We start from the raw sequence: 23091 nt of genomic DNA, 5'->3' as shown, positions 1-23091 counted from the left end.
GACGCCGGCAACGACGGCGGATTGGCAGATGCGGTATTTCATCAGCGGCACGGCAGGTTTCATCGGCTTCCATCTGGCGCGGCGCCTCCTGGAAAATGGCCATGAGGTGATGGGCTTCGATGGCATGACGCCCTATTACAGCCTTCGCCTGAAAGAAGCGCGCAATGCGGGGCTCGCCCAGTTTCCGTCCTTCAAGCCCGTCATCGGCATGCTGGAAGACAAGCCGCTTCTGGAGACATCCGTCGCCGAATTCAAGCCGGACGTGATGATCCATCTCGCCGCCCAGGCCGGTGTGCGCTACAGCCTCGAAAACCCGAAGGCCTATCTCGATTCCAACCTCGTTGGCTCGTGGAACGTGCTGGAGACCGCCCGTGCCCATGGCGTCGGCCACCTGATGCTGGCGTCCACCTCTTCGGTCTACGGCGCAAACCCGCAAGTGCCCTTCCGCGAGATCGACAAGACCGACGAGCCGATGACCTTCTATGCGGCGACCAAGAAGAGCATGGAGCTGATGGCGCATTCCTATGCGCATCTCTACAAGCTGCCGGTCACCGCCTTTCGCTTCTTCACGGTCTATGGTCCCTGGGGCCGGCCGGACATGGCGCTCTTCAAATTCGTCAAGGCGATGATCGAGGACCAGGAAATCGAGATCTACGGCGAAGGCAAGATGAGCCGTGATTTCACCTATATCGATGATCTGGTGGATTCGATCGTCGATCTGTCGGCGATATTCCCAGGCGAAGACAACCGCGTGCCGGATATCGATACGCTCTCCGCGCAGGGCCCGTTCCGCGTCGTGAACATCGGCGGCGGCCAGCCGGCAGGACTGATGAATTTTGTCGAAACGATCGAGCGCATCATGGGAAAACCCGCCAAGCGCAAGATGCTGCCGATGCAGAAGGGCGACGTGCCGCGCACCTTTGCCAGCCCTGATCTGCTTGTCGCACTCACCGGCCGCAAGCCGGAGACCGGGCTGGACGAGGGCGTCAAAGCCTTCGTTCAATGGTATCTCGACCACCGGCACGAAATCGACTGATCCCGTGCCGATAGCCCCCGGTCGCGTTTAGCCGCGGCCGAACTCGTCGACGATGCGGATGATGTCGTCTTCGCCGAGATAGGAGCCGGTCTGCACTTCGATCATTTCCAGCATGATCTTGCCCGGATTGGCGAGGCGGTGCACTTCGCCCTGCGGAATATAGACGGACTCGTTTTCGCGGACGACCTTCGTCACCTCGCCGATTGTCACTTCCGCCGTGCCCTTGACGCAAATCCAGTGTTCCGAGCGATGGTGATGCTTCTGCAGCGAAAGCTTCTTGCCCGGCGTCACGAACAGGCGCTTCACCTGGAAGCGGTCGCCATTGAGGACCGATGTGTACCCGCCCCAGGGGCGGTAGGATGTCGGGTGGGTTTCGGTGAGGCCCGCAGTCGCCTTGGCGGCGGCGAGATGCTTGACCAGCTTGCCGACATCCTGGCTGTCCTCCAGGCGGCCGACATAGACCGCGTCTTCGCTGGCGATGACGGCCACGCCGTCGAGCCCCTGCACCGCAAGATGGCTGGTGCGCGACATGACGAGAGAATTCTTCGTGTTGATCAGCGTCGCCTTGCCGGTCGCGACATTGCCTTCCTCGTCGCGGGTGCCAAGCTTCCACACCGCATCCCAGCTTCCGAGATCCGACCACGTGAAGGACGAGGGAACGACCGCCGCATTGGCCGTCTTTTCCATGATCGCGTAGTCTACCGAGATATCCGGGCTGGCGCCGAAGGCTTCGGCGTCGAGGCGGGTGAAATCGAGATCGCTCGATGCTTTCGACAGTGCAGCGCGGGCAGCTTTTTCCACTTCGGGCGCATAGGTGCTCATCTCCTCGAGCACTTGCGAGGCGCGGAACAGGAAAGTCCCGGAATTCCAGGCAAATCCACCTGCCGCAAGCATCTTTTCTGCTTCCGGTAGAGCCGGTTTTTCAACGAAACGCTTGACGGCATGGGCGCCGGACGCAAGCTTCTCGCCGATCTCGATGTAGCCGTAGCCGGTGGCCGGCTCGGTTGGGGTAATCCCGAAAGTCACGAGCTTGCCGGACAGTGCCGTTTTTTTCGCCGTACGGACCGTATCGAAATATGTGGCATCGGCAACGATATCGTGGTCGGAGGCGAGCACGTGGAGAAGAGCGTCGTCGCCGAACCGTTGCGCGACGAAAGCTGCAGCGGCAGCAACGGCCGGCGCGGTATTGCGAGCGATCGGCTCCAGCAGAATACCGGAAAGCTTGATGCCGAGCTCGCGCGCCTGTTCGGCGACGAGGAACCGGAAGTCCTCGTTGGTGATGACGATCGGGGCTTCGTAGAGTGCGGCGTCATCAACACGCTTAAGCGTCGACTGAAAAAGCGTTTGCTCGCCGACGAACTGGATGAACTGCTTTGGTGCGCTGGAACGGGAAAGCGGCCACAGGCGCGTTCCCTTGCCGCCTGCCATGATGACGGGGATGATCTTGCTTGTCATTCGAATAAGGTCTCCGGTTCGTTCTTTTGGCATGGCTCAACGAGCTTGCGCAGCCCATGCGCGGACCAGCCCGAGGCCTTCGCCCAGCAGCGCCTTGGCTTCGTCCTCGTTGCTGGCTTCGACATAGCAGCGCATTTCAGGGGCGTTTCCGGACGGACGAAAATGCACGATGCGTCCGTCTGCCAATGTCACCCGCAGACCGTCTATGTCGCTCTTGTTGGCAATCCGGCCGATCGGGGCGAGAAAGGCCGCGAGATTATCCTGGGAAGAGCGCAGATGCGCCATCAGCGCAGCACTCGTTTCGACAGGGAAATGCTCGAGCCTGTCGGCGGCGGCGAATGGCAGGCCGAAAGCGGCAGCGATCAGCGACAGCGGTTTCTTCTGTTCCGCGGAAAGCGAAAGCACCGCCAGCATGGGAAGGAAGCTGTCGCGGGTCGGAAGCGGATCAAGCACGCCGCCATTGATCCCGAATGCGGACCCCGTCAGCAATCCTCCATTCGCTTCAAAACCCATGACACCGGCCTTGCCGGAGCGCAGCGCGTCATCCATTGCGGCGATCACGAAGGGCGAGCCGACCTTGGTGCGGCTCACCTCGAAGCTGCCTGCAGCTTCGATGCCCGAATTGGATGTGACCGGCGTCACCACGACAGCGGCCTTCAGGAAGCGGGCGGCAATCAGGCCGAGGAGATCGCCACGCAGCGGTTCGCCCGTTTCGTCCGCAACGAGTGGCCGGTCGCCGTCGCCGTCGGCGGAAACGATCGCATCCAGCGAATGCTGTTTCGTCCAGCCTTTCAAAAGGTCGATCGTCTCGGCCGAAACCGCTTCGGTATCGACGGGAATGAAATGGGAGGAGCGGCCGAGCGCCACGACTTCTGCGCCATAATGCTCCAAAATCTGGACAGCCAGATCGCGGGCGACGGTCGAGTGCTGATAGACGCCTACTCGAAGCCCCGCCAAGGCACCGGCCGGCAGGAGGTGCGCATTACGTTCGAGGAAAAGAGCGGCTGCCTCAGCCGATTGGTCTGGTGCCGTATCAGGCGTGAAATCGATATCGCCCTTGCCCAGTTCCGCGGCGATCGCGGTGATACCCGCTTCGTCCTGCTTGTCGATTTCACCGTCAGGGCGGTAGAACTTGATGCCGTTGCGGTCGTCGGGAATATGCGAACCGGTGATCATCAGCGCCGGCGCCTTCAATCTCAGGCCATAGAGCGCCAAAGCCGGCGTCGGTATCGCGCCGCAATCGATTGGCTCCAAACCGGATCGCTTCAGCGCGCCGATGCAGGTCGCGGCAATGTCAGGGCTCGAAGAGCGGAAGTCGCGCGCCACGAGAACCGTTCCGCCATGTCGAACAGTGCCGACTTCGATCAAATGCTGCGCAAAGGCTTGCGTATAAAGTGCGGATACACGTCCCTGGAGGTCGGTTACTAGTCCCCGAAGCCCGCTTGTTCCGAATTTCATGGTGCACCTGCGAAGAAGTTCATGCCGAAATCGTCCTACTGTATTTGCGGCAAAGATAAAGCCGAAATCGGCGACACCGTTAATTCGATCGATTTGCTGTGCCGGGTAAAGCACGATGCCCGGAAATCTCCCAGCTTTTCGGATATCGACGGCTCAAAATCCTCATTCTAGCTAACGAGCGGCGAGCGGAAAGCCGCCTTGTCCTTGGTGCGTATCGAAGATTAAATCTGTACACATGCCTCTTGGCCTCTATATCGCAAGCCTGAAGCTTTTATGTCGGGCAGGTCAACGGCGCTGCATTTCTGCCAATGAGGCTTGATGGGAGAGACGGAATGCTGAAGACGATCGCCTTTGTTGCCCCGCTCGGCTGCCTTGCTGCGCTCATGCTGTTCGGCGAGCGTATCGGAGACGGGGTGTGCCCGGGAAATCTCGCTTATCTCAAGTCCGAGGAACTGCTGGAACAGCGTCCGGGTGTCATCGACGTTTCGCGACAGGACTTCCGCTGGGTTGGTGATTGCCGGTTCGCCATGACTGGCTATGTCGATATCGACAAGGGCAGTGGCGTGGACAGGTCAGATTTTGAAGTGGTCGTCGCACTCGATCCGCAGACAAGCCAGTGGCGGCAGGTGAGTTTGACTATGGACCGTTAGTCCTCCGGACCGAAGCTTGTAAGCCGGCGACGGGCATGCTCGGCGCTGCAGTAAGCCGAGATCGGGCATGTCTTGGAGAGATAGGCTTCGCAAGGGACGCCGCGATCGCATTATTCCCTAAAGTGGTTATGGAAAGATCATGATCATCCAGCAAAGATGATTTGAACCTTTTTAGGTATGGCGAAGCATCTTTTTAGAATTGATATAAAGAGAAGGCCGCGTTCAATAATCGACATGTTGATCAATTGCTGAGAAAAAATTCTAAAGCCGGAAGAAGATCGCACAGGAGAAGGCGTGACTGGCCGGTTTGACTGAGATGACGGGAATCATACCCGTTATGATTTTTGCGTTGCTCAAAGACATTGACCTCATTGGTCGCCGCTCATATTGTGCAAACCATCCCAAGAGAAATGGCTCTTTTCGAAAGGCTCAGTTGTGAAAAATCAAAACACTGTCAACGTTTTCATAGGCTACGATTCGAAGGAAGTGGCGGCATACCATGTGCTGGCGCAAAGCTTGATCAAGCATTCAAGCTTGCCTCTCGCGATCACTCCGATTGCCCTTGATAACGTTTCGAGCATTTTCACTCGGGAACGCAACAGCCTTCAATCCACCGAATTTTCGTTTAGTCGTTTTCTGGCCCCCTACCTGTCAAACTATGAAGGGTGGTCGATGTTCATGGATTGCGACATGATCGCTCGGCGCGATATCGCGGAACTGTGGGCATTGAGAGACGAACAATATTCGGTCATGGTGTGCAAGCACGACTATCAGCCGAAAGAGGATGTAAAGTTCCTCGGCCAGGTCCAGACCAAGTATGAAAAGAAAAACTGGTCCAGTGTGATGCTCTTCAACAACGAGCGCTGCGCTACATTGACGCCTGAATATGTTTCCACCCGCACCGGTCTGGAACTGCATCAATTCAAGTGGCTGGAAAGTGACGATCTTATTGGTGGCTTGCCGTTGAAGTGGAACCATCTTGTCGGCGTGTACGACTATGATCCCGATGCGGCGATCGTTCACTACACGGAAGGTGGTCCTTATTTCAAGGACTATGCGGATTGCGACTACTCCGATGAGTGGAATGCGCTGCTGACCGAGACCACTTATGTGGCTCAGAAGTGAGTATAATAGTCTCGCTTAAGGGGCTTCTGTTGCGTTATTCGACAACGCCGCCCCTTAAACATACCGTCGTGACCACTTTTCACAAAAAGGGTTACGACGTGTATGGTCGGCGGTGTATCGAGTCTTTCCTGAAATACTGGCCGAGTGATGTTTCCCTGCTGGTATATGCGGAGGGCGTCGATGTAGACATTCGTGATCCGCGCCTGACCGTCATAAATCAAACTGAAAGTGTGCCGCGGCTCCATAAGTTTCGTGAGCTTTATGGAGATAATCCGTATGCTAACGGAGCCGATCCAAAGGGAAGCGGCGAAACGAATAACTTTCGATGGGATGCCATCAGGTTCGCGAACAAGGTTTTCGCGGTTACCGAAGCAATCGAGCGCGTGAAAGGGGTATCCGATCAGCTTATCTGGCTGGATGCCGATACGGTAACTCACACGCAGTTTCCCAAAAAGATCATCGACAATCTGGCTCCCAGAGGAGATCAGCTTGCGGCTTATCTGAACCGCAAAAGTTATCCTGAGTGCGGATGGGTTGGATATAACCTACGTCATCCCGCGATAGATAAATTTGCGGCGGAATTCGAGGATATATACCTGTCTGGCCGCTTCTTGGAAATGAAAGAGAGCCACGATAGCTTTGTTTTTTGGCAAATCGTCAAGGATATGGAGCGAAATAGAGAGGCGAGCTTTAAGTATTTGGGATCAAGCATGGCATCCGGGCACATTTTTATTAACAGTGTGCTTGGGGGGTATTTGGACCACCTTAAGGGCGACAGAAAGGTGGATGGCAAAAGTCGAGCAAGCGATCTTTACACCAAGCGGAAAGAATCTTGGTGGCGGTAATTGGCGAACTGTCTGGGATACTACGGTTGGCGTTTGCCTGCGTCAAAGTTTCGCCCGCGGGTTGCGCACCGGTCTTATCATTCAATAGGTAGATCGGGACGCCTTGATGTGTCATGGCGATGCATCAGCTCAATTACGGCGTCGGCTTAATACGGAACCTCCATTCCCATGAAAATTTTAAAGTTGAGCAAAGAGCGAAACGACTGGCATTTCTGGCAAATTCTGGTGGTTTGCTCCGGTTCCGAATTCCAGCGATCTGGTGAAGCGCTCATCCAGTCGATTGAGATAAACTCGCCGGATACGCGCGTGATCGTGCTGATCACGGACGCGGATGCCGAGGCGAGGCGCAGCCTGTCGAGGCTTGGTCATTCTTTGTTGAGTGTCGCGCTCTACGAGGCCCAGATCGACCACAATGTGCCGGCACGCGACGTTGATCGATACCGTCATGTGGAAATGATTCTGGAGATGACAAAATTACCTTCACTTCTGTTGAAGGTTGATTCTCTTGTCCGAAAAGATCTTTCGCTTTTGCCGGCAGAACTGCAGAAATGTGATTGTGCAGTTCTATTAAAACTTGAAACAGAAAATACTGCAGAACGGGTGGGAATCGGTTCGCTGTGGTTGTCTTCAAGCCATGCTGCTTACAGCTTCCTGAAGGAAGTTACGGGATATCTTCAGAACCTGGATTCAAGTTCTGTAATTGAGCGCGATGAACGTGAAGCTATTTATGCTGCCTTGGTTCGGTGCAAGGACTTTTTGCGCGTCGCTCAGTTGCCGGAAAAATATTGTGACACTAAAGACGACGTGAACTCCTACATTGTATCGGATATTGCTTTCCGTGACTTGGGAAGTGGCATCAAGCAGGAAATCGAGGCACTTCGTCTTCGATTCGAAGCGCCGGTTACGCATATTGTATTGTACCCGAAGCAAGATCTCGGAACAAAAGCCAGTCTCAAGAACAACCAGTTCAAGATGCGCGTTGCGCGTCTATCCCGAAAAGGCCGCATTTACTGGCGGTTTATGGGCCGGCTGTTGGCAGAGCTGGCTTGGCAGAAAGGGTACAACGCCCGCATTGTCGCTTTACCCCAATGGGAAATTACTGAAAGAGAGCTCGAAAATTATAATAATGCAGACGTGATTTACCTGCCTCATCTAATGAGAAAGCAGATAGATCATCCTAAAGCGCGTTATTATATGCAGGAATTGCTGCCTAGTCTTTTCACGGTTGATACGAATGGGTGGGGGGCTGCCTCTGATGCCTACGATAATAACGCATTCAACAACCACGTGGTTGATGACCGGCTTACCCGTTTTGTAGCGGACGTAAAAACATCACGCACGACAAAAGCTCCTCAGAATAACCTTGCCAACGGGGCTTTGCCGGAATTCGACGTTCTGGTTCCGCTGCAAGTTCCTGGCGATGATGCGCTGATCTATCATGCGGATATCACTCTGCCTGAATTCGTCAAAACGTTGGCGGATTTTGCCAATCGATCAAAGGTGAAAGTGCTTTTCCGAAAGCATCCCTATGACGAAACCGGCTTTTATGAAGGCATGAGAGAGACGTTTTCCTCTCCTTATGCGATATTTGATAGTCGAGGTCATATTCATGACGTCCTGGAAGCTGCATCTGCTGTTGCGGTAATCAACAGTGGTGTGGGTTTTGAAGCGATGATCTATGGCAAGCCGCTTTTGTCCTTTGGACGAGCGGTTTACGATTTGGCGGTCGCCAAGGTAGACCCCCATAATATCGATGAAATGTTTGCCTCTCTTATGCAGGAAGACGCTGCCGCGCGCGAAGAAAGGTACCGAAAGTTCATATCCTGGTATGTCTTCGCGGTTGGTATGAAGGTCAATGAACCGACTTTGAATGTCGAAGATAATCGTGTTGGTAACGTAGCTTTCGGAGCTAATCCAATATTTGCCAGCTTGCTTTGCGATGAAGAAGCAATGGTGCGCGGCGCCAAGCTGGTTAAAATCCCGGCAAAACAAAGCTGGCTTCGTCTTCGTGCCAATATATCGCATGTTTTAAGGCGATGGGATCGAACAATAAAGCGCAATTGGCACCGCTTTCGAAAGTCCAACACCAATGGCGTGAACGCGAAGCTGAAGTCTTTTCTTTTGAAGGATATCGACGACAGCATCTTCGATGGCAAGAGCGTCGCACTCGTCGGGAATGCATCATCTCTTTTGCGCACCAATTTCGGTTCGCGAATTGACGGACACGATATCGTAATCCGAATGAATCTTGGTTATCCGCTGACCGTCAGGTCGGGTACCGCAATGGACGACGTGCCCGAGAAGTGGATTTATAGTAAGTTTACAGATGAAAAGTCGACGGGGCGTGAAGTCCTCACTCTGCTTCATCCCGACACCCCGGATGACGTTGCTCTAAAGGTAACCGGCATAGCCGCGACGGGTCGAAAAACGGATTTTTGGTCATGCTCCACCAGCGACAAAAACCGTCAACTGACATACGCATCGGTATTTCCCTGTGACAAGGTTGCATGCCATCCCGCTTATGAGCACTTGTCCTGGAAGCTTTTGTTGAAGAACAAGGTTTTGAGCCTTCGACCAGCTATATTCGAAAATCTGAGCAGGTCATTGGAGCTGGAGCCTACTTCTGGGTTGATCTGGATTCACTACCTTACCCAGACAAAGCTGAAGTCGCTCGAAATCTATGGCTTCGATTTCTTTGCGTCTGGGCATATCGCTCGCACGACACCCAACGTATTGCAGGCTGGTGGAAAGTGGCCGCATGATCCGCAGGGTGAGCGAAACTATGTTTTCGAACAGGTGCTTGCCGTTGATCCCCGCGTTCGCCTGGTTAGCCGCGCTGAAGTGGCGGAAACGACGGTGTTTCCCTCAGATCAGTGACGGTGGATAGAGGACCTTCGGTAGCCCTTTTTCGATTGAGCGGTGATTAAATCTGGCAGGAAGCATAGCCCCCAAGGCATAGGCTTACGCAGCGGTCTTGCCTTGGGCGGCAAACACGGCTTTGGTTGCTTAATTCCGCTGATATTGCGGCGAGGCTGGGACTTGAGGCGGCAAAATGAGCAACGAAGTCCCAAGGCGAGATTTTCTCCTTGCCGTTAGCGGCGCCGCGGCCTTTCCCAAGGAGCCGATGCGGACCTTGCCGGCAGAGGGCGACAGGGTCCTGGCTGATAGCGCAAATACTATTCCAGCGCTCATTCTAGGCGTGTTGTCGTTTGGTACGATGAGCCAATTCGTGGCATCGTTCATTCCTGATGCCACTCGGTCTGTTCAGCTCTGCGGCTTCTACGCTGAAGATGACTGTCCTACTTTCAAGCTTTATAGGCTTCAATCCGCCCCGCGCTTGGCAAAACCCTGGCACAAACAAACTGCGGACGGAGGATGGTGGGCGTATTCGAATGCGCCTGATCTGGACATTCGCATGTTCGGAGCGCGCGGGTCGATTTTGCCTTCTGACGCATCCATCAATCGCGAAGCCATCCAAAATGCGATTGATTTTAAATATTCAAAAGGCGGTGGCGTTGTCCACGCCGCGGGGTTTTTCTTTGTCGACGATACCATCTATCGTCCGATGTCCGTGCGTATTCAAGGCGTAGGTCGCCATAGTGTTCTTCGTGAGTATGGCGACAAAACTGCGGGTATTGATCATCCCAATACGGGGACCGTATTTCACACCGCAGGACCAGGCAAACCTCGTCTGTGGACGGACGAGAGCGGTGATGGCGCCGATGAATTGTTACGTCCCCTGATTGCGGAACTTGGAGAAAATGGAGGAATATCCGACATAACTCTACAGACGACGCGCGACGAAAATTCCTGGGACATCGGAGTTCTCATATGTGGAGTCTCGCGGGGGCGTTATCTTGGGCTGGATATTCGTGGGGCCTGGCGAAAGGCTGCATGCCGCATGGATGCGACCTGGGGCCGAAATAATCCTCGTTTGATGAATTTGCGCCACCTTCCCGAGTGGTTTAGCAAAGAATACGCGATACTATACGATTACGGTCTGACAAATAATCTCTTCGACTTTTGTAGATTTGAGGGAGCCACAGCCTTTCAGGTAGAAAGTGGCCCTAACGAAGCTTACGCAGGCAACGGAATTTCAGATTCAAAGCTGCGAGCTTGTGAGTTTTACAATGACTCATCGGCAGAAACTCTTTCTTATCGAGAAACTGACGGCGCATTGATCGGTCTGAATTATCGTCTTCCACGCCTTGGAGGCGCCCAAGGCCTGTCGTTCGAAAGCTGCCGCTTCGATTGCGCTTGTATATGGGTGTTTGACATCGGCTACTGGTCGAACCTCGATGTTGTCGATGGCCGTGAGTTCGCCGAAACATCGATCGCATGGTACAATTATCAGGATGGAAAGACTGGTGCGGCGGCAGTTCCCAACGACAGGAAACGCGGCCGGATTCGAACCAGCGAGAAGACAACGTTAAATCGCGGCGATATGCTGAGGTTCGACGGTGAGTTCTTTTGTAATATTTCTGCGAATGCCCCGGATCATAATGGTGATGTTCGTCCTCGCAATTGGGTTCCCCGAGGTGAACAAGGCAAGCGCATCGAATTCAAGGGTCCCAATATCAATAATACCATGGATTTCCTTTCTGATGGGGAATTTGGCGCCAATGGACTCACACTTCGATCCTGGCGCAAAGATGGCAGAATCGGTCTGCAGCGCGTTACGGAAGGCGCTGTAGATACATGGGGTTATCTTGCGCTCAACGCCATCGAATGGGGAACGGCCTATGCGATGAACTGGGGCTTGGGCACAGTTGCACTGAAACGCGACGCTGTAGACTTCATCACCTTTGATGGCGCCGACGTCAGGCTGCCTATTATTCGGACGACCGCGAATGCTGCAAACTTGAATTATGATGCGGCTACAGGTCGTGTCCGGCTCTCCACATCGGGTGAGCAATACAAGATCGACATAGAGCCCGCCGATTTCAGCTTGTCGAAGAAAATTGTTCTAGGTAGCAGACCCGCGTGGTATCGCTCCAATGCCGATGGAGATAATTCCAAACACTCGTTTTGGGGGTTTATCGCCAACGAAATTGCTGAGATCGATCCAAGAATGGTTCATTGGAGGACGGGCAAAATCATCCGCCACCGCTTCATCGATATCGTTCTCAACGGTCAGGACGAGCCGATTTGGAGCTGGCCGGCAAGGTATGACGACGAGGATGAGGCGAAAACGCTTCGTATCGAAATCGATGAGGGACGCTGGGTTCCCTTTAGCGAGAAGGATGACCCGCTCCTGGCTTCGAAAATGGGTTATTATCAAACTCGTGTTGAATCAGAATTTGTTAGTTTCGAGGAACCGATCCCGGATGGTGTGCAATACGAACGCTATACCGTCCATTTGGTATCAGTGGTTCAGAAGCTGTGGTCAGATTTGAAAGAATTGCGGTCGGAGTTGAACGCTTTGAAAGCTGCTGTACCCGCAAATGAGGTATGACAAAAGTTATGGTAGTGTTTGTTGCAATGGCGATGGTTACCAAATAGACGATTCTTGTCGCCGTCTTTTTTGCTTTACTTATATTGTCGATGTGAAACGCATGATCTGGATGGAAGAAGAATGAATGCAATAGAAGATATAATAGAGAAACTTAAGAAGCTGGAAGGCCAAGACCGCGATCTGGATAAAAAGATCGCGAAGATTTTGGTGTGGAAGCGAACGTCTGCACGACTTAAAGATGGCGCGAAAGATAATGAGGAAGAGCGCATAGCAAGGCTGGTTTCGAAGCCGAAGGATGATGGCGAAGTGCCCAATTACACGGGCAGTGTGCAACAGGCTTACATCTTTGCCAGGCAGATCGCGCCACGGGAGACTGGCGGAGCTTCTTGGGAAAACGGCGCTGCCAGTGCGAAAATTGGCTCGGACCCTGTCGTCTATGCTTCCACTCCGCAACTAGCGCTGCTGATCGGGGCCTTGGCCAATTTGATGAACAGGTTGTTGCCGGATGCATCGCCCAATTGAGTTTGCTGCTCATCGGCCAAAGTACCTGATCTGATCGCGACAGCGCTTTCGCACAGAAAACCAAGTTCAAGTCTATGGATAGTCTATCTATAGAGGAAATGGCGGACAAGGTGGGATTCGAACCCACGGTACGCTTTCACGTACACACGCGTTCCAGGCGTGCGCCTTAAACCACTCGGCCACCTGTCCTTCAGATGTCTTGCGCCGCATGGCGAAGCAAGAACTTGGAACGGCCGCGATATATACCGATGAATTCCCTGGGATCAACCCGAATCTGAACGTTTTTTGACAATGCGCCATAAAAGCTTGCGGACCGCGTTGTAACAAGCTTATCCCGCGGCTATTTTTGATGAAAAGCGCCGCCTTCAGCATTTCTAGGGCGATGGATTGTGGGAAATGGTAGTCATTTATGCGAATCGTCGGTTTCGTCTTCCACATGCTGAGCGCGCTGGCACTGCTGGCGGCGATCGTCGCCGGTACTTTGGATGCCATCCAGTCGGTTTCCGCCTCGGCCGTAACTTTGACCAGTCTCGGCAATGCCTGGCTTAATCTCGACCCGGAAAGCCTGACGCTGGCTGAGATCTGGGCTGATACCTATCTGGGGCCGGATATCTGGCGGCCGTTCATCGCCCCGGCCTTGGCCCAGCCCGCCTGTGCGGTTTTCCTGGCGATATCGCTGATCTTCTGGATGGCTGGCTATCAGACCCCACGCAAGCTCCGAGGGCTGCACGCCTAGTCGATTTCGCTGCCGTTTTAGGCATGTTTCCCGCAATTTTGCAGAAGTTTTCGGCAGGCAGCCGGTTTTTGACCAGTTGAAAAAAATCTCGTGAAATTTCGGCGGACACGTGCAAGAGTGATCGGAGCCAGACCTTGAACCCAAATAACCGGGATGGGGGCGGTGGCCGCAGATATGCCCCTCGGACGGGCTTGCGGGAGGATCAAACAGCTGAAAAACAGGGCTGCACAATGAAAAAAACCCTTTTGAGCGTCATTGCCATGGCTGCAATGTCGGCAACTGCGATGGCCGCGGATGTCAAGCCGGCGCTGGTCTATGGCACCGGCGGCAAGTTCGACAAATCCTTCAACGAGGCTGCCTATGCCGGCGCCGAGCGTTTCAAGAAGGAAACCGGCACCGACTACCGTGATTTCGAGCCGACCAACGACACCCAGGGCGAGCAGGCGATCCGTAACTTCGCAAGCCGCGGCTTCAACCCGGTCGTCGCCGTGTCCTTCGCCTGGACCTCGGCCATGGAAAAGGTCGCCAAGGAATATCCGGACACCAAGTTCGTCATCGTCGATTCCGTCGTCGACCTGAAGAACGTCCGCTCGGTTCTCTACAAAGAAGAAGAAGGCTCCTACCTCGTCGGCCTGATGGCCGGAATGGCGTCGAAGACCGGCAAGGTCGGCTTTATCGGCGGCATGGACATTCCGCTGATCCGCAAGTTCGGCTGCGGTTATGCCCAGGGCGTCAAGGCTGCCAAGGCTGACGCGCAAATCTTCCAGAACATGACCGGCACGACCGGGGCTGCCTGGAACGATCCGGTTCGCGGCGGTGAGCTGACCAAGAACCAGATCGACCAGGGCGCGGACGTCGTCTACGCGGCTGCCGGGGCCACCGGGCTCGGTGTGTTGCAAACCGCCGCCGACAACAAGAAGCTGTCGATCGGCGTCGATTCCAACCAGAACCACCTGCATCCGGGTTCGGTTCTGACCTCGATGGTCAAGCGCGTCGACCTCGCCGTCTACAATGCCTATAACGACCTGAAGAACGACAAGTTCACCGCCGGCACCCAGATGCTTGGCGTCAAGGAAGACGGCGTTGCCGCAGCGATCGACGACAATAACAAGTCGCTGATCACGCCTGCCATGCAGACCGCTGTCGACAAGGCCAAGGCTGACATCATTGCCGGTACCGTTAAGGTACACGACTACATGTCGGACAACGCCTGCCCGGCTAAGTAAGGCACTGATCCGAAGGGCGCATGGCGGCATAATGATCGCCATGCGCCCTTTTTGCATATCGGGAAGGGCGGACAATTGAGCCTCGACACGCAAAATGAGCCCGCGATCGAGCTTGTCGGCATCGACAAGACATTCGGCACGGTGCACGCGAACAAGAATATCAACCTGACCGTCGCCAAGGGCTCGATCCACGGCATTATCGGCGAGAACGGTGCCGGCAAGTCGACGCTGATGTCGATCCTCTACGGCTTCTATCAGGCCGATCACGGCGAGATCCGCATTTCCGGCAAGCCGGTTTCGATCCGCGACAGCCAGACGGCGATTTCATCCGGCATCGGCATGGTTCACCAGCATTTCATGCTGGTCGAGAACTTTACCGTGCTCGAAAACGTCATGCTTGGCGCCGAAGGCGGCCAGCTGCTGCGCAAAGGCGTCGCCAGCGCCCGCAAGGAGCTGAAGCGGCTGGAAGACGATTACGGCCTCGAGGTGGATCCCGATGCGGTGATCGAAGAGCTGCCGGTCGGCAACCAGCAGCGTGTCGAAATTCTGAAGGCGCTGTATCGCGGCGCCGAAATCCTGATCCTGGATGAGCCGACGGGCGTGCTGACGCCGGCGGAAGCCGACCACCTGTTCAAGGTGCTTCGCGTGCTGCGCGACCAGGGCAAGACGATCATTCTCATCACCCACAAGCTGCGCGAGATCATGGCGATCACCGATACGGTGTCGGTCATGCGCCGCGGCGAAATGGTGGCGACCCGCAAGACCTCCGAAACGACGGTCGAAGAACTTGCCGAGCTGATGGTCGGCCGCCGTGTTCTGCTGCGCGTCGAAAAGGGCGAGGCCAATCCGGGCAAGGTGCTTCTGTCGGTCAAGAACCTGACGGTCAAGGACAGCCGCGGCGTTACCATGGTCGACGACGTTTCCTTCGATGTGCGCGCCGGCGAGATCGTCGGTATTGCAGGCGTTGCCGGTAACGGCCAGTCGGAGCTTCTCGAAGCGATCGCCGGCATTCGCAAGCCGACATCGGGCGAAATCCTCATCGACGGCAAGCCGATTGCCGGAGCCGATCCGGCCGCCCTTCGTGAGCTCGGTCTGGCGCATATCCCCGAAGACCGTCATCACATGGGTCTGGTGCTGAAATTCGAGGAATATGAAAACTCGATCCTCGGTTATCACCGCGATGCGCGTTACGGCCGCGGGGCGATGCTGAACCTCGATGGGATCCGCAAAAGCGCCGAAGAACAGATCGCCAAATACGATATCCGTCCGCCGAACCCACGGCTGAAGACCGCCAATTTTTCCGGCGGCAACCAGCAGAAGATCGTCGTGGCACGTGAGATCGAGCGCGATCCGACCGTGCTGATCATCGGCCAGCCGACCCGCGGCGTGGATATCGGCGCGATCGAATTCATCCACAAGCGCATCATCGAGATGCGCGATGCCGGCAAGGCCGTGCTTCTGGTCTCGGTCGAGCTCGACGAGATCCGCTCACTTTCCGACCGTATCCTCGTGATGTTCGCCGGCAAGGTCGTCGGCGAGAAATCGGGCGAGGCCGGCGAGCAGACGCTGGGCCTGATGATGGCCGGGATTGCCGCATGACATATAAGACATCTGACATTCTGGAGCCAGCAATGCGCCAAGCGGCCGCTGCAACGGCATATGCCGTCAAAACGGTGAGGGGGTCTCTATGAGCACCGCATCCGTTCCGCTTCCGGCCTGGATCAATTACGGCGTCATCCCGCTTATCAACCTGATCCTTGCCTTTTTCTTTTCCGGCCTTGTCGTCTGGCTGATCGGCGAAAACCCGTTCGAGGCGCTGAAATACCTGGTCATCGGCGCGCTCGGTCGCGGTGAAGGCATTGGCTTTACGCTGTTTTACACGACAAGCTTCATCTTCACCGGCCTGTCTGTGGCGGTCGCCATCCATGCCGGCCTGTTCAATATCGGTTCGGAAGGCCAGGCCTATCTCGGCGGGCTCGGGGCAGCGCTTGTGGCGCTGTCGCTCGATCATTATGTGCCGTGGTACGTGACGATGCCATTCGCGGTGATCGGCGCTGCTCTGTTCGGCGCAGCCTGCGCGGCCATTCCCGCCTGGCTGCAGGCCTATCGCGGCAGCCACATCGTCATCACCACGATCATGTTCAATTTCATCGTGTCTTCGCTGATGAACTATCTTCTGGTGCGCGTGCTGATCGTGCCGAAAGCGATGGCGCCGGAAAGCCGCACCTTCCTCGAAGGCGGCCAGATGCCGAAGCTGGACTGGCTGATCTCCATGTTCGGCGGCAAGCTGGGCGCCGCACCGCTGAACTTCTCGTTCCTGATCGCGCTGGTCATGTGTTACCTCGTCTGGCTGCTGATCTGGCGCACCAAGCTGGGTTACGAGATGCGTACGCTCGGCCACAGCCCGACGGCCGCCGGTTATGCCGGCATGAGCTACAAGAAGATCGTCATGATCACCATGCTGATCTCCGGCGGCCTGGCCGGCATGATGGCGCTCAACCCGGTCATGGGCGCCTCTGCCCGCCTGCAGATCGAATTCGTCGGCGGCGCCGGTTTCGTCGGTATCGCGGTGTCGCTGATGGGCCGCAACCACCCCGCCGGCATCGTGCTGTCCGCATTGCTGTTCGGCATTCTCTATCAGGGCGGCGCCGAGCTTTCCTTCGATATGCCGGCCATCACGCGTGACATGATCGTCGTCATCCAGGGCATGGTCATCCTGTTCGCGGGTGCGCTCGAATACATGCTGCGGCCGGCCATCGTTCGTGCCTATCAGCAGATTACCGGGAAATAGGCTCATGGATTATTTCGATATTTTCATCAGCATTCTCGGCTCGGCGATCCGCCTGTCGATCCCGCTGCTGTTCACCGCGCTCGCCGGTCTGTTCTCCGAGCGCGCCGGCATTTTCGACATCGGTCTCGAAGGCAAGATGCTGGCTTCGGCCTTCGCCTCCGCCTGCGTCGCCTATTACACCGGCAATGCCTGGGCGGGCCTCGGTGCCGGCATCCTGACTGCGATCCTGTTCTCCATGGTGCATGGCTTTGCCTCGATCACCAATCGCGGCAACCAGATCGTCTCGGGTGTGGCGCTGAATTTCGTGGCGGCAGGCCTGACGATCGTGCTCGGCCAGGCCTGGTTTAACCAGGGCGGCCGCACCGGACAGGTACCGGCATCCGGGCGTTTCTCCGGCATCACCCTGCCGGGCGCAGACATGATGCGCGACGTGCCGATCATCGGCCCGCTTTATGCCAACGTCATCTCCGGCAACAATATCCTCACCTATATCGCCTTCCTGATGGTGCCGATTTCCTGGTGGGTTCTCTACCGCACCCGTTTTGGCCTCAGGCTTCGCGCCGTCGGTGAAAATCCGGGCGCGGTGGATACGGCCGGCATCTCGGTTACCTGGCTGCGTTACCGCGCGCTGATCGTCACCGGCTTCCTCGCCGGTTTCGCCGGAACCTATCTGGCGATTGCTCAGTCGGCGGCCTTCATCAACAACATGTCGGCCGGCAAGGGTTATATCGCGCTTGCCGCGCTGATCTTCGCCAAGTGGAAACCGGTGCCGGTCATGTTCGCCTGCCTTCTGTTCGGTTTCCTCGATGCCTTCGCCAACTTCATGCAGGGCAAGGAATTGCCGCTGATCGGCGAAGTGCCGGTGCAGATCTTCCAGGCGCTGCCCTATATCCTCACCTGCGTGCTGCTTGCGGGCTTTATCGGCATCGCCCACCCGCCCAAGGCCGGCGGCGTGCCCTATACCAAGGAACGTTGATCGATATGTCCCACGATCTTTTCGAAGCCGCCCGCGAGGCGATGGGTAAGTGTTACGCCCCCTATTCCAAGTTCCCGGTGGGGGCTGCGATCCGCGCCGATGACGGCAAGGTCTATCTCGGCGCCAATATCGAGAACCTCTCCTTTCCTCAAGGGTGGTGCGCCGAACCGACGGCGATCGGCGCCATGATTATGGGCGGCGGCAAGAAAATCCTCGAACTGGCCGTCGTCGCCGAAAAGCTGCCGCTCTGCACGCCCTGCGGCGGTTGCCGTCAGAAGATTTCGGAATTCGCCTCAAAAGACACCCGCATCTATCTCTGCGACGATGCCGGCGTGCAGAAGACCGTTACCATGGGCGAACTTCTGCCCTACGCCTTCGAGACGGATGTCATCGGATGAAAGAGGTGATCGACCTGCTCGTCGACCGACTGGATGGTCTGGTGCCGCGCCATGCGATCGTGCTCGGCTCCGGCCTCGGTTCGCTGGTCGATCAGGTGAGCAGGCAGATCCGCGTTTCCTATGCGGAGCTGGATGGCTTTCCGGTCAGCGGCGTTACTGGCCATGCGGGCGAACTGGTTGCCGGTTATCTCGGCGAAGAACCGGTCATCATGCTTTCCGGCCGGGCGCATTATTACGAACATGGCGATGCCAGCGCGATGCGCTTTCCGATCGAGGTCATGCGCGGTCTTGGTGTCCAGAACCTGATCCTCACCAATTCGGCAGGGTCGCTTCGGGAAGACATGCCGCCCGGCTCGGTGATGCAGATCGCCGACCATATCAACTATTCCGGCATGAACCCGCTGATCGGCGAGCGCGGCGACCGCCGTTTCGTCGGCATGACCAGCGCCTATGATGCGGAAATGGCGCTCGACATGCGCAATGCCGCAATCCGCGCCGGTATTCCGCTGTTCTCCGGCGTCTATATGTGGTTCTCCGGCCCAAGTTTTGAGACGCCAGCGGAAATCCGCATGGCGCGCATCCTCGGTGCCGATGCCGTCGGCATGTCCACGGTGCCGGAAGTCATCCTGGCGCGTTATTACGGGCTGAAGGTGGCTGCGGCATCCGTCATCACCAATTTCGGTGCCGGCATGACCGGTGCCGAGCTCAGCCATGACGAGACCAAGGACATGGCGCCGATCGGCGGCCAGCGTCTGGCGGCGATTCTCAAAGAAATGTTGGCCTGATTACACGAGAGATTTCAGGCAGATACGCTGCGTGAGGCGATCCGGCCGACCGGGCCGGGTTGCTTCTAATCGTTTGAACGATAAATATACGGCCCGATCCAAAGCCGGGGAGGCACAAGCCCATGGAACTCCTGAGCCCACGCGAAGCGGCAGCTCTCGCGCTATCGCTACTCGACCTCACGAACCTGCGCGACGACTGCGACAATGCCGCGATCGAAAAACTGTGCGCCAAGGCGCAGACACCTTATGGCAATGCGGCCGCCATCTGCATCTGGCCGCGTTTCGTCGCTTATGCCCGTTCGATCCTTGGTCCGGACCATGCGGTTCGGATCGCCACCGTCGTCAATTTCCCGTCCGGCGATCTGCCGGTTGCGACCGTGATCGACGAGACCAAGAAGGCGGTCGAAGACGGCGCCGACGAGATCGATCTGGTCATCCCCTATCGCAAGCTCCTGGCCGGCGATGATGCTTCCGTCACCGAGATGGTCGAAGCCGTGCGCGCTGCCTGCCCGAATTCCTGCCTCAAGGTCATTCTGGAGACCGGCGAACTGAAGGATGCGGGCATCATCCGCCGCGCTTCGGAACTGGCGATCGCCTCCGGCGCCGATTTCATCAAGACCTCCACCGGCAAGGTCGCCGTCAACGCCACGCTGGAAGCGGCCGACATCATGCTGCAGGCGATCCAGAACTCGAAGAAGCGCGTCGGCTTCAAACCGGCCGGCGGCATTTCCACCGTGGCGGATGCCGATCTCTATCTTCGCCTGGCGCAGACCATCATGCAGCCGAACTGGATCATGCCCTCCACCTTCCGCTTCGGCGCCTCCAGCCTGCTCGATGACATTCTCGGCGTGCTGAGCGGCAATGCGACGCTGCGCGCCTCCGGCGGCTACTGACAGGCTCCTCATGATCCCTCAAGAGATCATCCGTCGCAAACGCGACGGTGAAATACTTGGCGCAGAAGAGATATCGGCGTTCATTGCAGCATTGGCCAAGGAAGAAATCACCGAGGGCCAGGCGGCGGCCTTCGCCATGGCTGTCTTCTTTCGGGGCATGTCCCGAAATGAGACGGTGGCTTTGGCGCTGGCAATGCGTGATTCCGGGACAGTGCTGAAATGGGACGGCGCGGCACGGCCGATCGCCGACAAACACTCGACCGGCGGCGTCGGCGACAATGTCTCGCTGATGCTGGCGCCGATCGTTGCGGCCTGCGGACTGGCGGTTCCTATGATTTCCGGCCGTGGCCTTGGCCATACCGGCGGCACGCTGGACAAGCTGCAGTCGATCCCCGGTTACAACGTGTCCCCGGATGAGACATTGTTCCGAAAAGTGGTTGACGAGGTTGGTTGTGCCATTATCGGGCAGACGAGCGACCTCGCCCCCGCCGACCGCCGTCTCTATGCAATTCGTGATGTGACGGCGACGGTGGAGTCGGTCCCGTTGATCACCGCATCGATCCTGTCGAAGAAACTCGCCGCCGGTCTCGGCAGCCTCGTGCTGGACGTCAAGGTCGGAAACGGCGCCTTCATGGACAGCCGGGAAAAGGCAGAGGAACTGGCGCGCTCGCTGGTCGAGGTGGCGAACGGGGCAGGGGTAAAGACCGCCGCACTGCTGACCGACATGAACGAACCGCTGGCCGATGCTGCGGGCAATGCGGTGGAAATCGTCAATTGCCTGGATTTCCTGGCGGGGCTGAAGACCGGAACGCGGCTCGAAACCGCAGTGATCGCGCAGGCTGCCGAAATGCTGGTTCAGGCTGGTGTGGCACTCGATCTTGCTGACGCCGAGGAGAGCGCCCGGCTTGCTTTGTCATCCAGCGAGGCGATGGAGCATTTCGCCCGCATGGTGCATGCGCTGGGCGGCCCGGCAGATTTCTGCGAGCGGCCGGACAGCTATCTGCAGAAGGCGCCGGTCCGGCTGCGGGTGCATGCGCCGCATAGCGGTTATCTCGCCTCCTGTCAGACCCGTGAACTCGGTCTTGCGGTGGTCGAACTCGGCGGTGGCCGCACACGTCCCTCCGATCCGATCGACCATAGTGTCGGCATCAGCGATCTCTTGCCGCTCGGTACGCGGGTGGAAGAGGGAGAGCCGATCGCAACGGTGCATGCAAAGAGCGAAGACGATGCGGCTCGCATCGCGGCGGGTGTGGCTCGTTTCTATGAGATATCGGAGCAGGCACCGGCTGCTCGACCGGTCGTGATCAGCCGGATCGGCTGATGGTGGATAGCTGGACTGGCTTGCCCCGTCCGCGCGGGAAATGCGTAGGGCGAAAGCGGTACGGCACCCTCCAATCTTCCCCGCAAGGGGGAAGAGGGGAACTCGCGGAGCCGCCGACCCCTACTGAACCAGCTTCAAACTACCCGCTTCTACCTGAAACGACTTCAGCTTCTTCAAAAAGCTCATCCCCACCAGCGTGCCGGAAAGTGCCTTGTCGCGCAGCACAAGGGCTTCGACGTCGCGCACCCGTACATTACCGATCTCGACCCGATCCAGCACGATGCGTGCCGCTTCAGTATTGCCATTGGCGGTGTTCACGGAATAGCGAAAATCGAGGCTGTTGACGCCGAAGCCGAGCCTGCGCGCGGTGCTCTCGTTGATCGCCACCGACGAGGCGCCGGTATCGACCATGCCGTCGACCGACCTGCCGTTCATCTTGAACGTGCCGTTGAAGTGACCGCGGCCATCGGCTTCCAGCATCGTGCTGCCGGGCGTGACGGAGGCGGGCTGGACAGTGGCTTTTTCGGTTGGTTTTGCGGCGGGTACCGGCTCCGGCTGGTTACCGACAAGCGCGACAACAGCCGGAATTTGCGTGGCGGCGGCCGCGACAAAGGCAGCAAAGATCACGGTGCGCAGGAGCATGGGCTTCCTCTTCGGCAGTGGCGAAGATTCTCCTTAGCGCGAAAAGCATAAGAAAACGGCCCGCGGAATGATCCACGGGCCGTTGATTTCCAAAGCTTGGTAAGGAAATTCTAAAGAATTACTTGGTGCCGTACATACGGTCGCCGGCATCGCCGAGGCCGGGCACGATATAGCCCTTCTCGTTGAGATGGCTGTCGATCGAGGCCGTGTAGATCTTCACGTCCGGATGCGCTGCCTGGAAGTTCCTGATGCCTTCCGGCGCGGCCAGCAGGCAGAGGAAGCGGATATTGTGGGCGCCGCGCTCCTTCAGCTTCTGGATGGCGGCGATGGCGGAATTGCCGGTGGCGAGCATCGGGTCGACGACGATCATCAGGCGTTCGTCGAGATCGTCCGGCGCCTTGAAGTAATATTCGACCGGCTGCAGCGTTTCATGGTCGCGATAGAGGCCGATATGCGAGACACGCGCCGACGGCACTAGTTCGAGCATGCCTTCCAGCAGGCCGTTGCCGGCGCGCAGGATCGATACGAAAACCAGCTTCTTGCCTTCGACGATCGGCGCCTGCATCTGCGTGATCGGTGTCTCGATCGTTTCCAGCGTCAGGTCGAGGTCGCGGGTCACTTCATAGCAGAGCAGCATGGAGATTTCGCGCAGCAACCGCCGGAAGCCCGCCGTCGAGGTTTCCTTCTTGCGCATGATCGTCAGCTTGTGCTGCACCAGCGGGTGATCGATGACTGTGACGCCGTCCATGAGCTTCCCCTCGTTGTGATCTTTTCTTA

General features: G+C 57.0%; 20 protein-coding genes and 1 tRNA gene. 16 read left to right on the top strand and 5 right to left on the bottom strand.

Annotated elements, in window-relative coordinates; all coding sequences use genetic code 11:
• Positions 1-28 precede the first annotated feature (28 nt).
• Entirely contained in the window at positions 29-1036 is a 1008-nt protein-coding gene (locus KX729_RS19030; protein ID WP_219744052.1) for an NAD-dependent epimerase/dehydratase family protein, read from the top strand.
• A 27-nt stretch (positions 1037-1063) separates the two neighbouring features.
• Here KX729_RS19030 and KX729_RS19025 read toward each other — a convergent pair whose 3' ends face one another.
• Entirely contained in the window at positions 1064-2491 is a 1428-nt protein-coding gene (locus KX729_RS19025; RefSeq protein ID WP_219744051.1) for a mannose-1-phosphate guanylyltransferase/mannose-6-phosphate isomerase, read from the bottom strand.
• Positions 2492-2527: 36 nt separating this feature from the next.
• Positions 2528-3949 (bottom strand): phosphomannomutase, encoded by a 1422-nt coding sequence (locus KX729_RS19020; protein ID WP_219744050.1) that lies wholly within the window; start codon positions 3947-3949, stop codon positions 2528-2530.
• A gap of 332 nt (positions 3950-4281) precedes the next feature.
• On the opposite strand from KX729_RS19020, the gene KX729_RS19015 reads away from it, so the two are divergent.
• From KX729_RS19015 to KX729_RS18990, 6 genes are all read left to right on the top strand, one after another.
• Entirely contained in the window at positions 4282-4599 is a 318-nt protein-coding gene (locus tag KX729_RS19015; protein ID WP_219744049.1) for a hypothetical protein, read from the top strand.
• Positions 4600-5034: 435 nt separating this feature from the next.
• Positions 5035-5724: a glycosyltransferase family protein gene (locus tag KX729_RS19010; RefSeq protein ID WP_219744048.1), complete on the top strand. Its 690-nt coding sequence runs from the start codon at positions 5035-5037 to the stop codon at positions 5722-5724.
• Positions 5725-5753: 29 nt separating this feature from the next.
• Positions 5754-6569 carry a hypothetical protein gene (locus KX729_RS19005; protein WP_246617689.1) on the top strand — a complete coding sequence of 272 codons (816 nt, stop codon included), beginning with the start codon at positions 5754-5756 and terminating at the stop codon, positions 6567-6569.
• A gap of 168 nt (positions 6570-6737) precedes the next feature.
• Positions 6738-9446 (top strand): glycosyltransferase family 29 protein, encoded by a 2709-nt coding sequence (locus KX729_RS19000; protein WP_219744047.1) that lies wholly within the window; start codon positions 6738-6740, stop codon positions 9444-9446.
• Positions 9447-9621: 175 nt separating this feature from the next.
• The gene (locus KX729_RS18995) at positions 9622-12024 is read left to right on the top strand and encodes a hypothetical protein (protein ID WP_219744046.1); all 2403 of its coding nucleotides are present in this window, start codon (positions 9622-9624) and stop codon (positions 12022-12024) included.
• Between the two features lie 120 nt (positions 12025-12144).
• Entirely contained in the window at positions 12145-12546 is a 402-nt protein-coding gene (locus KX729_RS18990; protein WP_219744045.1) for a hypothetical protein, read from the top strand.
• Between the two features lie 99 nt (positions 12547-12645).
• Here the strand turns inward: KX729_RS18990 and KX729_RS18985 are convergent.
• Positions 12646-12735, bottom strand: a tRNA-Ser gene (locus tag KX729_RS18985).
• 220 nt (positions 12736-12955) lie between these two features.
• Here KX729_RS18985 and KX729_RS18980 point away from each other — a divergent pair.
• From KX729_RS18980 to deoA, 9 genes are all read left to right on the top strand, one after another.
• A complete protein-coding gene (locus KX729_RS18980; RefSeq protein ID WP_219744044.1) occupies positions 12956-13282 on the top strand; it encodes a hypothetical protein in 327 nt (108 codons plus the stop codon).
• 230 nt (positions 13283-13512) lie between these two features.
• Complete coding sequence (locus tag KX729_RS18975; RefSeq protein WP_219744043.1) at positions 13513-14508, top strand: BMP family lipoprotein; 996 nt, start codon at positions 13513-13515, stop codon at positions 14506-14508.
• Between the two features lie 75 nt (positions 14509-14583).
• Entirely contained in the window at positions 14584-16107 is a 1524-nt protein-coding gene (locus tag KX729_RS18970; protein WP_219744042.1) for an ABC transporter ATP-binding protein, read from the top strand.
• 88 nt (positions 16108-16195) lie between these two features.
• Positions 16196-17299: an ABC transporter permease gene (locus KX729_RS18965; RefSeq protein ID WP_219744041.1), complete on the top strand. Its 1104-nt coding sequence runs from the start codon at positions 16196-16198 to the stop codon at positions 17297-17299.
• 4 nt (positions 17300-17303) lie between these two features.
• On the top strand, positions 17304-18275 hold the full coding sequence (locus KX729_RS18960; protein WP_219744040.1) for an ABC transporter permease: 972 nt from the start codon (positions 17304-17306) through the stop codon (positions 18273-18275).
• A gap of 5 nt (positions 18276-18280) precedes the next feature.
• Positions 18281-18673 carry a cytidine deaminase gene (locus KX729_RS18955; RefSeq protein ID WP_219744039.1) on the top strand — a complete coding sequence of 131 codons (393 nt, stop codon included), beginning with the start codon at positions 18281-18283 and terminating at the stop codon, positions 18671-18673.
• Complete coding sequence (locus KX729_RS18950; protein ID WP_219744038.1) at positions 18670-19458, top strand: purine-nucleoside phosphorylase; 789 nt, start codon at positions 18670-18672, stop codon at positions 19456-19458. The genes KX729_RS18955 and KX729_RS18950 overlap by 4 nt, the downstream gene beginning before the upstream one ends.
• Positions 19459-19580: 122 nt before the next feature.
• On the top strand, positions 19581-20351 hold the full coding sequence (gene deoC / locus KX729_RS18945) for a deoxyribose-phosphate aldolase (RefSeq protein WP_219744037.1): 771 nt from the start codon (positions 19581-19583) through the stop codon (positions 20349-20351).
• A gap of 10 nt (positions 20352-20361) precedes the next feature.
• Complete coding sequence (gene deoA / locus KX729_RS18940) at positions 20362-21672, top strand: thymidine phosphorylase (protein WP_219744036.1); 1311 nt, start codon at positions 20362-20364, stop codon at positions 21670-21672.
• Positions 21673-21792: 120 nt separating this feature from the next.
• On the opposite strand, the gene KX729_RS18935 is transcribed toward deoA, so the two are convergent.
• Together KX729_RS18935 and upp are read right to left on the bottom strand one after the other, a co-directional pair.
• A complete protein-coding gene (locus KX729_RS18935) occupies positions 21793-22314 on the bottom strand; it encodes a TIGR02281 family clan AA aspartic protease (RefSeq protein ID WP_219744035.1) in 522 nt (173 codons plus the stop codon).
• Between the two features lie 118 nt (positions 22315-22432).
• Positions 22433-23062, bottom strand: coding sequence for a uracil phosphoribosyltransferase (gene upp / locus KX729_RS18930; RefSeq protein WP_219744034.1), 630 nt, complete (start codon positions 23060-23062; stop codon positions 22433-22435).
• Between the last annotated feature and the right edge of the window lie 29 nt (positions 23063-23091).

Source organism: Neorhizobium populisoli, from assembly GCF_019430945.1.
GTDB lineage: Bacteria > Pseudomonadota > Alphaproteobacteria > Rhizobiales > Rhizobiaceae > Neorhizobium > Neorhizobium populisoli.
Note: the sequence above shows the minus strand (reverse complement) of the source record. Positions and strands in the feature narration are given on the sequence as shown.

What these genes read in the sequence shown, in the direction of transcription:
- KX729_RS19030 (WP_219744052.1), top strand. Translation starts at nt 29, where the DNA reads ATGCGGTATTTCATCAGCGGCACGGCAGGTTTCATCGGCTTCCATCTG.
- KX729_RS19025 (WP_219744051.1), bottom strand. Translation starts at nt 2,491, where the DNA reads ATGACAAGCAAGATCATCCCCGTCATCATGGCAGGCGGCAAGGGAACG.
- KX729_RS19020 (WP_219744050.1), bottom strand. Translation starts at nt 3,949, where the DNA reads ATGAAATTCGGAACAAGCGGGCTTCGGGGACTAGTAACCGACCTCCAG.
- KX729_RS19015 (WP_219744049.1), top strand. Translation starts at nt 4,282, where the DNA reads ATGCTGAAGACGATCGCCTTTGTTGCCCCGCTCGGCTGCCTTGCTGCG.
- KX729_RS19000 (WP_219744047.1), top strand. Translation starts at nt 6,738, where the DNA reads ATGAAAATTTTAAAGTTGAGCAAAGAGCGAAACGACTGGCATTTCTGG.
- KX729_RS18995 (WP_219744046.1), top strand. Translation starts at nt 9,622, where the DNA reads ATGAGCAACGAAGTCCCAAGGCGAGATTTTCTCCTTGCCGTTAGCGGC.
- KX729_RS18990 (WP_219744045.1), top strand. Translation starts at nt 12,145, where the DNA reads ATGAATGCAATAGAAGATATAATAGAGAAACTTAAGAAGCTGGAAGGC.
- KX729_RS18980 (WP_219744044.1), top strand. Translation starts at nt 12,956, where the DNA reads ATGCGAATCGTCGGTTTCGTCTTCCACATGCTGAGCGCGCTGGCACTG.
- KX729_RS18975 (WP_219744043.1), top strand. Translation starts at nt 13,513, where the DNA reads ATGAAAAAAACCCTTTTGAGCGTCATTGCCATGGCTGCAATGTCGGCA.
- KX729_RS18965 (WP_219744041.1), top strand. Translation starts at nt 16,196, where the DNA reads ATGAGCACCGCATCCGTTCCGCTTCCGGCCTGGATCAATTACGGCGTC.
- KX729_RS18960 (WP_219744040.1), top strand. Translation starts at nt 17,304, where the DNA reads ATGGATTATTTCGATATTTTCATCAGCATTCTCGGCTCGGCGATCCGC.
- KX729_RS18955 (WP_219744039.1), top strand. Translation starts at nt 18,281, where the DNA reads ATGTCCCACGATCTTTTCGAAGCCGCCCGCGAGGCGATGGGTAAGTGT.
- KX729_RS18950 (WP_219744038.1), top strand. Translation starts at nt 18,670, where the DNA reads ATGAAAGAGGTGATCGACCTGCTCGTCGACCGACTGGATGGTCTGGTG.
- deoC (WP_219744037.1), top strand. Translation starts at nt 19,581, where the DNA reads ATGGAACTCCTGAGCCCACGCGAAGCGGCAGCTCTCGCGCTATCGCTA.
- deoA (WP_219744036.1), top strand. Translation starts at nt 20,362, where the DNA reads ATGATCCCTCAAGAGATCATCCGTCGCAAACGCGACGGTGAAATACTT.
- KX729_RS18935 (WP_219744035.1), bottom strand. Translation starts at nt 22,314, where the DNA reads ATGCTCCTGCGCACCGTGATCTTTGCTGCCTTTGTCGCGGCCGCCGCC.
- upp (WP_219744034.1), bottom strand. Translation starts at nt 23,062, where the DNA reads ATGGACGGCGTCACAGTCATCGATCACCCGCTGGTGCAGCACAAGCTG.